This window comes from Mycobacterium paraense, from assembly GCF_002101815.1.
GTDB classification, from domain to species: Bacteria; Actinomycetota; Actinomycetes; order Mycobacteriales; family Mycobacteriaceae; genus Mycobacterium; species Mycobacterium paraense.
In genome coordinates this window covers 174,665-188,766 of sequence record NZ_LQPM01000008.1, presented here as the reverse complement: position 1 = coordinate 188,766, position 14,102 = coordinate 174,665, and the positions used below count along the sequence as shown (strand labels likewise).

Sequence of the window (14,102 nt, the reverse complement as noted above, 5' to 3'; positions counted from 1 at the left end):
GTTAGGTGACCCCTTGGGCGCCAACGTAAGTGGCGTCCACCAGCCCCCACTCCCGCGCGGTATGGGCATCGATCGCGCGCCCGGACAGCACCAGATACGCCGCGCGCCAGCGCCCGACGCGGCGGGTGACGCTCACGGTTCCGCCGGCGCCGGGGATCAGGCCGAGGCCCAGCTCGGGTAGCCCGAACACCGAATCGTCGCGCGCCCGCACCCATCCGCAAAACGCCGCCATCTCCAGGCCGCTGCCCAGCACCCGGCCGTGCACCTCGGCGCGGCACGCCCGGCCGAGCCGGGCGGTCAGCGCGTCGAGCGCCAGCGCGGGGCTGTGCCGGGTGCGGGCCAGGTGCGCGCTCGCCGGGTCGGCCAAAGTGCCGAATTCCGCGAGGTCTCCGCCGCTGCAGAACGACGGGCCGTTGCCGCTCAACACGATCCCGGTCACCGAGGGGTCCAGCTGCGCGACGGTCAGCGCCTCGAGCAGCGCGGCCCGCGCGTCGGTGGAGAACGCGTTGTGCCGTTGCGGCCGGTTGAACGCGATGCGCAGCGTGTCGCCGTCGCGGCGCGCCAGCACCGGTTCGGCGAGCTCGGGCGCGGCGGCCGGGCCACGTTCGGCGAGCCAGCGGGCGAACTCCGGGCCGGCCTGCAGCGTCGAGTAGGCCAGCGACTCGGTGAGCACCCCGGGCAGCGCCGGGCCGGCGGGATCAACGGAGCGCAGCACGTCGTCGCACACGGCGCTGGCCTGTGGCCACCGCTCGCAGCGCTCCGTCAGCTCGGCCAGCGCGTCGGCCACCGAGCCGACGGTGACGACCCGGCGATCCGCACACGGGTCCTCGGTCAGCGTGAAAGTCGCTGCCTCCGGCCAGTATCCGGCCGCCGCGATGTCCTCGGCGGTGCCGACGGCGACGATCACCCCGGGCGGTGCGCCGCCGCCCGCGTCGCCCTCGCTACCGACGTCGACGACCCGCATGGGTCACACCGAGTACTTCTCGATCAGCCCGTTCTTGTAGAGCTTGCCGGTGTCGGTGCGCGGCAGCTGCGCCTCGAAGGCGATCGATCGCGGACATTTGTAGTGCGCCAGGCGGTCTCGCAGCCACGCGGTCAGCTCCTCGGCGAACCCGTCGGTGGCGTCGGCCGGGTCGACGGTCTGCACGGCCGCCACCACCCGCTGGCCCATCTCGTCGTCGGGAACGCCGAACACCGCCGCGTCCAACACCTTCGGGTGGGTGACCAGAAGGTTCTCGGTTTCCTGCGGATAGATGTTGACGCCGCCGGAGATGATCATGTGGTGGCGCCGGTCCGTCAGGTACAGGTAGCCCTCCTCGTCGAGGTAACCGATGTCGCCGACGGTGGCCCAGCCGTGCCGGTCGCGCGACGCTGCGGTCTTCGTCGGGTCGTTGAGGTACTCGAAGGAGTAGCCGCCCTCGAAGTAGATCTCGCCGGGCTGACCGGGCGGCAGCTCGTTGCCGTCCTCGTCGAGGATGTGGATCTGGCACGCCATCGGCTTGCCCACAGAACCCGGGTGCGCCAGCCAGTCCTCGGCGCTGATCAGCGTCGACCCGATCGCCTCCGAGGACGCGTAGTACTCGTCGATGATCGGCCCCCACCAGTCGATCATCTGCTTCTTGATCTCGACCGGGCACGGCGCGGCGGCGTGCATCACCCGCTGCAGGCTGGACAGGTCGTACGAATCACGAACCGCGGCAGGCAGTTTCAGCATACGGGTGAACATGGCCGGCACGAACTGTCCATGGGTGACGCGGTGCCGCTGGATGGCGTCCAGCGTGCCCTCGGGGTCGAACTTCTCCAGCACGACCGTCGTGATGCCGCCGGCCTGCGCGCTCATCGACCACACCGACGGCGCGGTGTGGTACAGCGGGGCCGGGCTGAGGTAGACCGAGTCAGGGGTCATCCAGAACTCGACCAGGGCCGACATCATGCCGGGCGCCTCGGCGGGCGGGACATGCGGCAGTTCGCGTTTGATGCCCTTGGGCCGGCCGGTGGTGCCCGACGAGTACTGCAGCAGGTCCCCCTCGATTTCATCGTCGATGGGGTTATCCGGTTGGCGGGCAACGCATTCCGGGTAGCGCTCCCAGCCGGGCAGGTCGCCGTCGGCGATCATCAGCAGCTCCGGCATCCCGTTCGGCAGGTGGTCGCGCAGCTGCGCGAGCGTGTCGCGCAGCGCCGCCGATCCGATGATCGCCCGGGCGTTGCTGTTGTCGACGATGTAGGCGGCCTCGGCCGCGGTCAGGTGGGTGTTGATCGGCACGTAGTACAAACCGCTGCGGCGCGCCGCCCACATCACCGCGTGGATGTGCTCGTTGTTCTCCATCAGGATCGCGACGGTGTCGCCCTCCCGCAGCCCGGCCTGACGGAACCGGTGCGCCAGCCGGTTGGCGCGGGCTTCCAGGTCGTCGAAGGTGACGACGGTGCCGGACGGGTACAGGATGACGGCGGGTTTGCCGGCGCCGACGTGGGGGCGAATCTGCATGGGAGGACTGTACCGCCGCGAAAGTTGACGGGTGTTAAGTGCCCGGTGGTACCAAGTCACACTGGTCACAGAAAATCCGGGACAGTCCAATGTGCCCGCCTCGCAGCGACTCCGCGAAACAGTTGTCGCTGTGAGGCGGGCACAAAGCCACACGCTCGCTTTTTTGTTACGGAAGTGATCAGGGCAGCAGCAGCGCGCTGTCGCCGAATTCGTGCCACAGGTACCCCTGGGCGGCGGCCTCCCGGTACGCGAGCGCGACGAGGTCGGCGCCCGCGACGGCCTCCAGCAGCAACAGGTGCGAGGCGCCGGCGTCGTGCCACCCGGTGATCAGGCCGTCGACCACCCGTGCCGGGCGCTGCGGGCCGAGCACCAGCTCGGTCCAGCCGACCGCGTGGCGCACCACGCCGGCGGCGTCGGCGGCCGATTCCAGCGCCCGGGTCGCAGTGGTGCCGACCGCGATCACCCTGCCGCCGGCCGCGCGCGTCGAGTTGACCATCCGCGCGGTGGCCGCCGGCACCTCGAACAGCTCGGGCGCCGGCGGCTCGCCGGCCTCGGCCGACGACACCCCGGTATGCAGCGTGAGCGGCGCGATCGCGATGCCGGACGACACCAGAGCGGTCACCAGCTCGGCGCTGAAGGGCCTTGCCGCGCTGGGCATTTCGGCGCTGCCCGGGTGGCGAGCGAACACGGTCTGGTAGTAGCGCAGCGGCCACTGCCGCGGCACGTACGCGTAGCGGATCGGCCGGCCGTGCCGGGCGAGGTACGAGCCCACCTCCCCCTCCAGCACCACCCGCGCCGTCCACAACCGCGCGCCGTCGACCTCGGGCTCCGGGTAGGACGAGCCGATGACCAGCGCGGCGCCGCCGGGCAGCTCGATGCGTTCACCGGGCCGGACGTCGGTGAGGTGTCCGACCGCGTCGCCCGCGGGCCGCAGCTCCACCACCCACGCCTTCTCGGCGCGCGCCGTCGAGAAGTGCACCGCGATCGGCCGCCCGGCGCGGCGGCCGTCGACCGCGGCGGGCAGGGTGGCCGAGTTGTTCACCACGAGCAGGTCGCCCGGCCGCAGGTGATCGCCGAGGTCGGCGAAGCGCGCGTGGGCGACCCGCCCCGGCCGGGCGACCAGCAGCTTGACCGCGTCGCGGGCCAGGCCGCGCGCCTCCGGCGGCTCGATGGCGGCGGTCATGAGCGCGTCCCGGACAGCGCCGAATCCGCGGCGCGGTAGCGGCCCGCGGGCGGCCGGGTGTCCACCAGGCGCAGCAGCGCCGGGACTTTCGCTTCCGGCTCGGCCCGATCGGAGATGTCCTCCCCGGGGAAGGCGGCCTGGTGCATCTCGGTCCGCATGTCGCCCGGATCGAAGGCGTACACCGCCACCGGCGCGGCCTCCGCGGCCAGGATGGCCGACAGCTGGTCCAGCGCGGCCTTCGACGAGCCGTACCCACCCCAGCCCGGGTACGGCTCGACGGCGGCGTCGGAGGTGACGTTGACGATCATCCCCGCGTTGGTGGTGAGCGCGGGCAGCGCCGCCTGGATCAGGGCCAGCGGGGCGAACACGTTGGCCTCATACACGGCCCGCAGCTCGCCGGCCGGGTAGTCGGCGAGCGCGGGTTGCGGGCTGGGCCCCAGCCTGCTGGCGTTGTTCACCAGCAGCCGAAGCGGCCCGGCGCCGGCCGCGGCGGCGACCAGCGCGTCGCGATGCGGCGCGTCGGTGACGTCGCCGGGCAACGCGATCAATCGATCCGAATCCAGTTCGGCGGCAGTGTCTTTGAGGTCGTCGGCGCGGCGGGCGTCGGTGACGACGGTCCACCCCCGGCCGAGCAGCGCGGCGGTCACCGCCTTGCCGAACCCGCGGGAGGCGCCGGTGACGATGGCGACATGAGATTGAGTCATACGGCCATACTGATAGTTGAAGTAAACTTTAAGTCAAGTGCTCGATCCGAATTCCCCGGAAGGCCAGATGGACAAGCGGGATCTGTTCACCGTCAGCGAGATCGCAAGGCGCAGCGGCTTCGCCGCCTCGGCGATCCGGTTCTACGAGGGCCAGGGTCTGATCACGGCGACTCGCACGTCCGGCGGTCAGCGCCGGTTCGAACGCCAGATGCTGCGGCGCCTGGCCTTCATCAAGGCCGCCCGAAACGTCGGACTGAGCCTCGACGAGATCGCCGGCGCGCTCGCCGAACTCCCCGACGGCCGCACCCCCACCCGGGCCGACTGGTCCCGGCTGTCCCGCTCCTGGCGCGCGCGCCTCGACGACCAGATCGCCGGGCTTATCGCGCTGCGCGACAACCTCGACTCGTGCATCGGCTGCGGCTGCCTGTCACTGAAGCGCTGCGCCATCTCCAACCCGGGCGACGCGGCGGCGGGCGCCGGGGCGGGCGCGGTGTACCTGCCGAAGTCGTTGCGACGGCAGGGGTTCGGCGGCTAGCCGGACTCGGAGAGCCGCTGCTTGAGCGCCTCGAACTCGTCCTTGACGCCGGTGGGCAGCTTGTCGCCGACGAACTCGAACCACTCCTCGATTAGCGGGAGCTCCTGGCGCCACTCGTCGGCGTTGACCTCCAGGGCGCGCTCGACGTCGGCGCTGTCGACCTCGAGGCCGTCGAGGTCCAGGTCCGTGGCGGTGGGCACGATGCCGATCGGCGTCTCCTGGCCGCCGGCCCGGTGCTCGATGCGGTCGACAATCCACTTCAGCACCCGGCTGTTCTCGCCGAAGCCCGGCCACAGGAACTGACCCTCGTCGCCGCGGCGGAACCAGTTGACGAAGAACACCTTCGGCAGCTTGGACTCATCGGAGTTCTTGCCCAGGTCCAGCCAGTGCTGGAAGTAGTCGCCGACGTGGTAGCCCAGGAACGGCAGCATGGCCATCGGGTCGCGGCGCACGGTGCCGACCTTGCCCTCGGCGGCGGCGGTCTGCTCGCTGCCCATGGTGGCCCCCATGAACACGCCGTGCTGCCAGTCGCGGGCCTCGGTCACCAGCGGCACCGTCGTCTTGCGGCGGGCGCCGAACAGGATGCCCGAGATCGGCACGCCCTGCGGGTCGTCCCACTCCGGCGCCAGGATCGGGCATTGCGACATCGGCGTGCAGTAGCGCGAGTTCGGGTGCGCCGCTTTGGTTTCCGTGTCGCGGATGTACCAGTCGTTGCCCTTCCAGTCGATCAGGTGATCGGGCTCGCCCTCCAGGCCTTCCCACCACACCTCGTCGTCGTCGGTCAGCGCGACGTTGGTGAACACGGTGTTGCCCCCGGCGATGGTGCGCATGGCGTTGGGGTTGGACTTCCAGTTGGTGCCCGGCGCCACCCCGAAGAAGCCGAACTCGGGGTTGACGGCGTACAGGCGGCCGTCCTTGCCGAACCGCATCCAGGCGATGTCGTCACCCAGCGTCTCGGCGCGCCAGCCCGGAATGGTCGGCTGCAGCATGGCGAGGTTGGTCTTGCCGCACGCCGACGGGAACGCGGCGGCGAAGTAGTAGGCCTTGTTCTCCGGGGAGATCAGCTTGAGGATCAGCATGTGCTCGGCGAGCCAGCCCTCGTCGTGGGCCATCGCCGAGGCGATGCGCAGCGAGTAGCACTTCTTGCCCAGCAGCGCGTTGCCGCCGTAGCCCGAGCCGTAGCTCATGATTTCGCGGGTCTCCGGGAAGTGGGTGATGTATTTGGTGTCGTTGCAGGGCCACGGCACGTCCTTCTGGCCCGGCTCGAGCGGCGCGCCCACCGAGTGCAGCGCCTTGACGAAGAAGCCGTCGTCGCCGATCTTGTCCAGCGCGGCCTTGCCCATCCGGGTCATCACCTTCATGGAGACGACGACGTACTCGGAGTCGGTGATCTCCACGCCGAGCTTGGGGTCGTCGGCGCCGAGCGGGCCCATGCAGAACGGCACCACATACATGGTGCGGCCGCGCATGCAGCCGCGGTACAGGTCGGTCAGGGTCGACCGCATCTCGGCGGGGTCCATCCAGTTGTTGGTCGGCCCGGCGTCGATCTCCCGCTCGGAGCAGATGAAGGTCCGGGACTCGACGCGCGCCACGTCGGAGGGGTCCGACAGCGCCAGGAACGAGTTCGGGTACTCCTTGGGGTTGAGGCGCTTGAACGTGCCGGCCTCGACGAGCTGGTCCGTCAGCCGCTTCCACTCCTCGTCGGAGCCGTCAGCGAACACCACCCGGTCGGGCTGGGTGAGCTCGGCAACCTCCTCTACCCACGCCAGCAGGCCGGGATGATTGGTAGGTGCGCTGTCCAGACCGGGAATGGTCGCTGAAGTCATCGAACTCTCCTGAATTCTTCTGCCTGCTAACCGAGCGTGTCTCGCTTGCGTATGCGTTCGCCCACACAACTGTTTACATGGTGGCGTTAACTACAGGTTATCGTGATCCACTTGTCGGGGAGGTCTCGGGCGGGTATAAGCCTTCTCACAACAACGATTCAGAAACAGGGCCAAACGTCACCCGTGACCGCCATTTTCGCTCCTTGAAGCTGGTTCGTCGTTTTCGCCCTCGACTTGAGGTGTACCCGGTTCGCCCAGTTCTGCACGCACGGCGTCCAGCGCCGCCTGCACGGTGGGCATCTCCCGGTCCCGCGCCGCCGCGGCCCGTGCCGCCGCGATGGCGTGCTCGCGGAGCTCGCTGTCGATGGCGCTGACCTGCTCGGCCACGTGCGCGTTCTCCGCCTCGTCCCGCGCGACCAGCGCGGTGCTCAGCAGCGACTCGGCGACCAGCACGCGGGTGGCGACCAGCTCCTCGACCGCCGATTGCAGCGAGGACGTCACCTCCCCCGCCCAGCGGTCCAGCAACGACCGGTCCCGCAGCAGGCCGCGGATGTGGATCACCACGAACGCCACCGCCACGCCGATGGCGACGCACCCCGCCGCGCCCGCGGCGGCCAGGGCCGGGCTCAGCCGGGCGGTCAATCCGCCCACCAGCCGGCTCAGCGTGAGCGCCACGCCGAGGCCGAACGCGGCGCCCAGCAGCATCAGCAGCCACGTCTCCTGCCGCCGGGATTTCAACGGCGGCGGCGGGACCTCGATCGTCGGCAGCTTCTCCTCGGCGTCGTGGAAGGCGGGCAGCGCCGCCGGCACTCCCAGCACCTGCGCGACGTCGGCCAGGTGGGTGGCGGTTCCCTCGCTCACCTCGGCCACCACCTCGTCGACCCGCCCGCGTGCGTACGCCTCGAAGTCGGCCATCTTCCGCCGGGACAACCCCGCCGCGTCCTCCTGCAGCTCACCGCGCACCGACGAACAGCGGTTGCGCGCGAAGTAGGACAGCTGCACCCGGGCCTGCTGAATCTGGCCGCGCAGCGTGATGGTGCGCTCGGTTTTGGACTGCCGGCGCTGCCGCAGGGCGGCGCTGCGCTCTTCGCGCAGCCCGTCCACGCGGGCGCGCCGCCCGGCGCCCTCGGCGTCGCGGTCGAACCGCCGGACGACCGTCTGCAGCCGGGATTCCCAGGCGCGCAACCTGTTTCGTCGCGCAATGTCGGCCTCGGCGAGTTGCGCCGCGACGGTCTGCGCCAGGTCGTCGACGATCGGCTCGCCGACGTCGGGCCGGGCGGCCGCACCCACCCACGGCACCCGGCCGTAGCGCGGTGCGTGCGAGGCCAGGATGTCGCGGTTGGCGGACACCACCTCGCGCCAGTTGCGGTGGACGTCGATCTTGGACACCACGCCGACGACCACGTCGGTGTGCTCGGCGGCGGCGTCGAGCAGGGCGCAGTCGGACGCGGTCAGCTGCGCGGCCGCGGAGACCACGAAGATCACCGCGGTCGGCGCGTCGCCGGGTCCCAGGTCCGTCGACTCGACGAACTTGTGTTGCGACAGCCGTTCGCGCAGCGCCCCGACCACCGCGGTGACGCCGGCCAGCCAGGGCCCCGAGACCAGCACCACGTCGCGGCGGTTGATGGCGGGTGGATCGAGCCGGGGGCCGATCGCCGCGACCAGCGCGTCGACCTGGGCGGCCGCGTCCTCGGCGCTCAATCGGACTCCCCGGGCAGTGAGCCGCCGGCGCGCGACCACAGCCGCAGCGATCCGCGGGCGATGTCCGCGCCGCACGCGCGGTGCAGCGCGCTGACCGGGCCCCGGCCATAGCGCTGCCAGCGCACCGCGCGCGCCAGGTGCGCGGCCGGATCGGCGCCGGGGTCCGGCCCGCCGGCCGCGGCCGCGTCGACGGCGGCCGCCATGCGCGCGAGCACCGCGTCGTCGCAGCAGAGGAAGCGGTGGATGCCTTCGTCGCCCACCGCGAGGGCCTCCAACTCGGCGACGGCCCGCAGTACCCGCTGGTAGCGCACCGCGGCGCCCAGCACCGGCAGCCTCGCCAGGACGGCGTCGACGCCGCTGACGCGGCGCAACAGCGCGCGGACCTGCGCGGGCGTCGCGCCCCGCCGGGCGGCGGCGATCCCGAGGGCGGTGCCGAGCAGGTCCAGGGTGTCCAGCAGCCGCAGCCGCAGCGCCGGCGGCACCGGAAGGTCCGCGGCCAGGAAACCGGCGAACGAGCCGTCGAGGCAGGTGGCGCCGCCGGGATCGGCGGCCAGCGCCCGCAGCGCCGCCCACAGCTCGCCGTTCAGGCCGTCCGCGGCGGCCACCGCCAGCAACCCGCTCATCGGCTCCATCGGCGCCGCCACGAGTGCGGACAGCTCGGCGCAGCGCGAACCGGCCAGGTCGGCCTTGTTCAGCACCGCCAGGACGGGGCGCGCGGCGGCGGCGATCGCCTGGGTGTCCTCGGGTTTGACCACCTCGGCGGTCACGTACACGTCGAGGTCCGCGGTGCCGGTTGCCCCCGTCGTCACCGAGATGCCGTGCGCGGGCCCGGCGAGGTCAAGGGCGCGCGCCACCGTGCGGCGACCGACCCCGCGGCGCCCGCCGACGGCCACGCGCAGCGGCGCGGCGCAGCGCTCGGCGACCGCCGTCACGCGCGGGTCGGCATGGCCGGCGGCGAAGCGCCGCAGCTCGTCGACGAAAATTCGGTGGCCTTGTCTCGTCATGTCCCGTCCGATTCAACCTCACCGAATGGTGGCACCTGCGTCACCCAGATGCGAGCCACCGGGCTGTTACCAGTCGAAGGCAACTGTTGGGTATCAATCTGGATCAGGGGCGGCTACATCGGGCGTTCATGGGCCACCATGGACAAATGCATGCGCAACCCGGGGTCGGGACGTGTCCCGGCGCGCCGGTGGGAGTGGAGGCTGTCCTGCAGACAGGAGGGGAAGCGGTCCCGGAACCGTCCGGCGCGGACCGCTCCGACCAGCGCCACCTTCCCGCCACGAGCTTTCGCTCGCGGCGTTCCGCGCTATCGGAGGCCCAGCGCCAGACGTGGGAGCGGCTGTGGCCGAAATTGGGCGTCTCGGTCGGCGCCGACGCGACGGGGGCGCCCCAGCCCGCCGAGCCGCTGGACACCCTCGGGTGGTTCGGCCGTGAGGCGCCGCTGGTGCTCGAAATCGGTTGTGGCAGTGGCATATCCACCCTGGCGATGGCCAAGGACGAGCCCCACATCGACGTGATCGCGGTGGAGATCTACCGGCGGGGGCTGGCCCAGCTGCTGTCCGCGATCGACCGCGAGCGGGTGGACAACATCAGGTTGGTCCGGGGCAACGCGATCGACGTGCTGGACCGCCTGATCGCGCCGGGCTCGCTGACCGGGGTGCGCGTCTTCTTTCCCGATCCGTGGCCCAAGGCGCGGCACCACAAGCGCCGGTTTCTGCAGCCGGCCACGATTGGCCTGATCGCCGACCGGTTACTCCCCGGTGGTGTCCTGCATGCCGCGACGGACCACCCGGGCTACGCCGAGCAGATCGCCGAGGTCGGTGATGCCGAGCCCCGGCTGCACCGGGTCGGTCCGGGCGATCGGTTGCCGATCTCGGTCGTGCGTCCCACCACAAAGTACGAGAACAAGGCCCAAGAAGCGGGCAGCGTCGTGAACGAATTCATCTGGACGAAGGCTGAACAGACATGAGCCTGACAGAAGAGACCACAGCAGCAGAGCAAGCGCCCCTGGACGCTCCGGCGGTGTTGTCCGCCGAGGGCCTGAGCAGCTTTCAACCCCCGGCGGGACGGGTTCTCCTGGTCTGGGACGCGCCCAACCTCGACATGGGCCTGGGCTCCATCCTGGGCCGCCGCCCGACGGCCCTGGAACGCCCCCGTTTCGACGCCCTCGGCCGCTGGCTGCTGGCGCGCACCGCGGAGGTCAGCGCCGGGCGCCCCGGCGTCGTGATCGAACCCGAGGCCACCGTTTTCACCAACATCGCGCCGGGCAGCGCCGACGTCGTCCGGCCGTGGGTGGACGCGCTGCGCAACGTGGGCTTCGCCGTCTTCGCCAAACCGAAGATCGACGAGGACAGCGACGTCGACCGCGACATGCTCGCCCACATCGCCCAGCGGCACCAGGAGGGGCTGGCGGCGCTGGTGGTGGCCTCGGCCGACGGCCAGGCTTTCCGGCAACCGCTGGAAGAAATTTCGCGGACCGGGGTACCCGTCCAAGTGATCGGATTTCGCGAACACGCGAGTTGGGCGTTAGCGTCGGATACCTTGGACTTCGTTGACCTGGAAGACATCGCAGGTGTGTTCCGGGAACCGTTGCCACGGATCGGTCTAGATTCGCTGCCTGATCAGGGGGCTTGGCTGCAGCCGTTCCGGCCGCTGTCCGCCCTGTTGACCACGCGTGTGTGAGACTGGCGTCAAAAAACCGAAAGAGACACAGCGCGGGTCGCTAGCGATCCAGTAAGGAGCTTACGTGTTCGCCTGGTGGGGTCGAACCGTGTACCGCTACCGGTACATCGTGATCGGGGTCATGGTGGCCCTGTGCCTCGGCGGCGGCGTCTTCGGCATGAGCCTGGGCAAGCACGTCACGCAGAGCGGTTTCTACGACGACGGCAGCCAGTCCGTCAAGGCGTCGGTCCTGGGTGACCAGACCTACGGCCGCGACCGCACGAGCCACATCGTCGCCACCTTCACCGCCCCCGACGGCAAGACCGTCGACGACCCGGCGTGGCGCCAGAAGATCGTCGACGAGCTGAACAAGTTCAAGAACGACCACCCGAACCAGGTCGTCGGGTGGGCGGGCTGGCTGGCGGTGGCCAATCCCGCCGACGCGCCCCCGCTGATCAAGGGGATGGCCACCGAGGACAAGAAGCACACCTTCGTGTCCATCCCGCTCAAGGGCGACGACGACGACACCATCCTCAACAACTACAAGACGATCGCGCCCGACCTGCAAAAGCTCGACGGCGGCACCGTGCAGCTCGCCGGCCTGGAGCCGATCGCCAACGCGCTGACCGGCACGATTGCCACCGACCAACGCCGCATGGAGGTGCTGGCGCTGCCGGCAGTGACGGTGGTGCTGTTCCTGGTGTTCGGCGGCGCGATCGCCGCCGGCCTGCCCGTGATGGTCGGCGGGCTCAGCATCGCCGGCGCGCTGGGCATCCTGCGGCTGGTCGCGGTGTTCGGGCCGGTGCACTATTTCGCCCAACCCGTGGTGTCGCTGATCGGCCTCGGTATCGCCATCGACTACGGGCTGTTCGTGGTGAGCCGGTTCCGGGAGGAGATCGCCGAGGGCTACGACACCGAGGCCGCGGTGCGAAGAACGGTGATGACGGCCGGCCGCACCGTGACGTTCTCGGCGGTCCTGATCATCGCCTCGAGCGCCAGCCTGCTCGCGTTGCCGCAGGGGTTCGTGCACTCGCTGACCTACGCGATCTTCGCGGCGGTCGGGCTGGCCGCGCTGCTGTCGATCACGCTGCTGCCGGCCTGCCTGGGCATCCTCGGCCGCCACGTCGACGCGCTGGGCGTGCGGACCGCGTTCCGGGTGCCCTTCCTGCGGAACTGGAAGGTGTCGCGCGCCTATCTCAACTGGCTGGCGGACCGGCTGCAGAAGACCAAGACCCGCGAGGAGGTCGAGGCCGGGTTCTGGGGCAAGCTGGTCAACTTCGTGATGAAGCGCCCGCTGGCGTTCGCCATCCCCATCGCCGTCGGCATGATCCTGCTGGTCATCCCGCTGGGCAACCTGTCGTTCGGCGGCATGAGCGAGAAGTACCTGCCGCCGAACAACTCCGTGCGCCTGGCGCAGGAGCACTTCGACAAGCTGTTCCCCGGGTACCGGACCGAGCAGCTGACGGTGGTGATCAAGAGCGACAACGGCAGCAAGGTCACCGACCAGCAGGTCGCGGACATCCGGAACAGGCTCTCGCCGATCACCGGGTTCACCGACAAGACCTGGCAGGAGCGGCCGTGCCCGACCATCGCCGGCAACCCCTGCGTCACCGGACCGAATGGGACGTCGCAGCCCAAGGACGACTCGGTGCGGGTCATCCAGAACGGTCTGTCCAACCGCAATGACGCCGCCAAGAAGATCAACGAGCTGCGCGCGATCAACCCGCCCAAAGGCCTGAGCCTGTTGGTGGGCGGCACGCCGGCGCTGGAGCAGGACAGTATCCACAGCCTGTTCGACAAGGCCCCGCTGATGCTGGTCCTGCTGCTGGGCGCCACCACGATCCTGATGTTCCTGGCGTTCGGCTCGTTCGTGTTGCCGATCAAGGCCGTGGTGATGAGCGCGCTGACGCTGGGATCCACCCTGGGGATCCTGACGTGGATCTTCGTCGACGGGCACTTCGCGTCCTTGCTCAATTTCACGCCGACGCCGCTGATGGTGGTGCTCATCGCGCTGGTCGTCGCGGTCGGTTTCGGCCTGGCCACCGACTACGAGGTGTTCCTGGTTTCCCGAATGGTCGAGGCCCGCGAGCGCGGCATGTCCACCGCCGAGGCGATCCGGATCGGCACCGCGACCACCGGGCGCCTGATCACGGCGGCCGCACTCGTTCTCGCCGTGGTCGCCGCGTCGTTCGTGTTCTCCGACCTGGTGCTGATGAAGTACCTGGCCTTCGGCCTGATGGCGGCGCTGTTGCTGGACGCGACGGTGGTCCGCATGTTCCTGGTGCCGTCGGTGATGAAGCTGCTCGGCGACGACTGCTGGTGGGCCCCGCGCTGGGCGCGGCGCCTGCAGAACCGGCTCGGGCTGGGCGAGATCGACCTGCCCGACGAGCGCAAGCGGCCCACCCTCAACGGGCGCCCCGCCCGGCCCCCGGTCGCCGCGGCCAGCCTGGTCGCCGCGACGCCGCGCGCGCCGCACGACCCGACGCACCCCGGCGCGCTGGAGCCCTCGCGGGCGACTCCCCCGGGCCCGGCCGGCCCGCCGGAGCCCCGGCCCGCGCAGGAACCGCCGGCCGGCGCGCCGTCGCGCGCCACCACCACCCGCATGCCGGCCAGGCCTGGCCAGCCGACCGACGCCAAGACGGCGCGCCTGTCGACACCCACCAACGCGGCCCCGGGCCCGTCAGCCGCCCCGCCGCGGCCGGCCGCACCCGCGGCGCACCCGCCGGCGACCCCGTCCAGCGGTCAGACGCGGGCCATCCCGGTCCCGACCAACCACTCCGGGGAGACCAACGGCGACCCGGCCGATCCGACCGCCGCCCTGCCCGTGATGCGGTCGGACGCCAACGACTCCGATGCGGCCACCGAGAAGCTCAACGCTCGGGGCAAAAACGAGCCCGGCGACAACGGCGACGACGCCCGTCCGCGCCGCCGCGGCGGCGGGGGCGGCGCGGGCGTCAGCGCCCAGGATCTGCTGCGCCGCGAGGGACGCCTGTAGGGGCCGGGC

Annotated in this window: 11 protein-coding genes; 4 read left to right on the top strand and 7 right to left on the bottom strand. The window is 70.9% G+C overall.

Going from position 1 to position 14,102, the window contains the following annotated elements; translation table 11 throughout:
- Window position 1: 1 nt before the first annotated feature.
- From AWB89_RS07615 to AWB89_RS07600, 4 genes are all read right to left on the bottom strand, one after another.
- The gene (locus tag AWB89_RS07615) at window positions 2-964 is read right to left on the bottom strand and encodes an enoyl-CoA hydratase/isomerase family protein (RefSeq protein WP_085172626.1); all 963 of its coding nucleotides are present in this window, start codon (window positions 962-964) and stop codon (window positions 2-4) included.
- Window positions 965-967: 3 nt separating this feature from the next.
- Window positions 968-2,485 carry a fatty-acid--CoA ligase FadD4 gene (fadD4, locus tag AWB89_RS07610; protein WP_085098657.1) on the bottom strand — a complete coding sequence of 506 codons (1,518 nt, stop codon included), beginning with the start codon at window positions 2,483-2,485 and terminating at the stop codon, window positions 968-970.
- A gap of 178 nt (window positions 2,486-2,663) precedes the next feature.
- Window positions 2,664-3,668, bottom strand: a complete 1,005-nt coding sequence (locus tag AWB89_RS07605) for an S-adenosylmethionine:tRNA ribosyltransferase-isomerase (RefSeq protein WP_085172624.1) — start codon at window positions 3,666-3,668, stop codon at window positions 2,664-2,666.
- Complete coding sequence (locus AWB89_RS07600; RefSeq protein WP_085172622.1) at window positions 3,665-4,372, bottom strand: SDR family oxidoreductase; 708 nt, start codon at window positions 4,370-4,372, stop codon at window positions 3,665-3,667. Before AWB89_RS07600 ends, AWB89_RS07605 begins: the two co-directional genes overlap by 4 nt.
- Window positions 4,373-4,439: 67 nt before the next feature.
- Here AWB89_RS07600 and soxR point away from each other — a divergent pair, with 67 nt between their 5' ends.
- On the top strand, window positions 4,440-4,907 hold the full coding sequence (soxR, locus tag AWB89_RS07595; protein WP_085098648.1) for a redox-sensitive transcriptional activator SoxR: 468 nt from the start codon (window positions 4,440-4,442) through the stop codon (window positions 4,905-4,907).
- Here the strand turns inward: soxR and AWB89_RS07590 are convergent.
- From AWB89_RS07590 to AWB89_RS07580, 3 genes are all read right to left on the bottom strand, one after another.
- Complete coding sequence (locus AWB89_RS07590; RefSeq protein ID WP_085172620.1) at window positions 4,904-6,733, bottom strand: phosphoenolpyruvate carboxykinase (GTP); 1,830 nt, start codon at window positions 6,731-6,733, stop codon at window positions 4,904-4,906. The two genes, soxR and AWB89_RS07590, sit on opposite strands and share 4 nt — an antisense overlap.
- Window positions 6,734-6,910: 177 nt before the next feature.
- Complete coding sequence (locus AWB89_RS07585) at window positions 6,911-8,434, bottom strand: hypothetical protein (protein ID WP_085172750.1); 1,524 nt, start codon at window positions 8,432-8,434, stop codon at window positions 6,911-6,913.
- Entirely contained in the window at window positions 8,431-9,438 is a 1,008-nt protein-coding gene (locus AWB89_RS07580) for a hypothetical protein (protein WP_085172618.1), read from the bottom strand. Before AWB89_RS07580 ends, AWB89_RS07585 begins: the two co-directional genes overlap by 4 nt.
- A gap of 86 nt (window positions 9,439-9,524) precedes the next feature.
- Between AWB89_RS07580 and trmB the strand changes: the two genes are divergently transcribed.
- The 3 genes from trmB (at window position 9,525) to mmpL3 (ending at window position 14,093) form a co-directional block, all read left to right on the top strand.
- Complete coding sequence (trmB, locus tag AWB89_RS07575) at window positions 9,525-10,406, top strand: tRNA (guanosine(46)-N7)-methyltransferase TrmB (protein WP_372515353.1); 882 nt, start codon at window positions 9,525-9,527, stop codon at window positions 10,404-10,406.
- Window positions 10,403-11,119, top strand: coding sequence for an NYN domain-containing protein (locus AWB89_RS07570; protein WP_085098635.1), 717 nt, complete (start codon window positions 10,403-10,405; stop codon window positions 11,117-11,119). Before trmB ends, AWB89_RS07570 begins: the two co-directional genes overlap by 4 nt.
- A gap of 64 nt (window positions 11,120-11,183) precedes the next feature.
- The gene (gene mmpL3 / locus AWB89_RS07565; RefSeq protein ID WP_085172614.1) at window positions 11,184-14,093 is read left to right on the top strand and encodes a trehalose monomycolate exporter MmpL3; all 2,910 of its coding nucleotides are present in this window, start codon (window positions 11,184-11,186) and stop codon (window positions 14,091-14,093) included.
- The last annotated feature ends 9 nt before the right edge of the window (window positions 14,094-14,102 follow it).

Coding starts and splice junctions, on each gene's coding strand:
- fadD4 (WP_085098657.1), bottom strand. CDS start 2,485: ATGCAGATTCGCCCCCACGTCGGCGCCGGCAAACCCGCCGTCATCCTG.
- AWB89_RS07615 (WP_085172626.1), bottom strand. CDS start 964: ATGCGGGTCGTCGACGTCGGTAGCGAGGGCGACGCGGGCGGCGGCGCA.
- AWB89_RS07570 (WP_085098635.1), top strand. CDS start 10,403: ATGAGCCTGACAGAAGAGACCACAGCAGCAGAGCAAGCGCCCCTGGAC.
- AWB89_RS07580 (WP_085172618.1), bottom strand. CDS start 9,438: ATGACGAGACAAGGCCACCGAATTTTCGTCGACGAGCTGCGGCGCTTC.
- soxR (WP_085098648.1), top strand. CDS start 4,440: ATGGACAAGCGGGATCTGTTCACCGTCAGCGAGATCGCAAGGCGCAGC.
- AWB89_RS07605 (WP_085172624.1), bottom strand. CDS start 3,668: ATGACCGCCGCCATCGAGCCGCCGGAGGCGCGCGGCCTGGCCCGCGAC.
- AWB89_RS07590 (WP_085172620.1), bottom strand. CDS start 6,733: ATGACTTCAGCGACCATTCCCGGTCTGGACAGCGCACCTACCAATCAT.
- AWB89_RS07600 (WP_085172622.1), bottom strand. CDS start 4,372: ATGACTCAATCTCATGTCGCCATCGTCACCGGCGCCTCCCGCGGGTTC.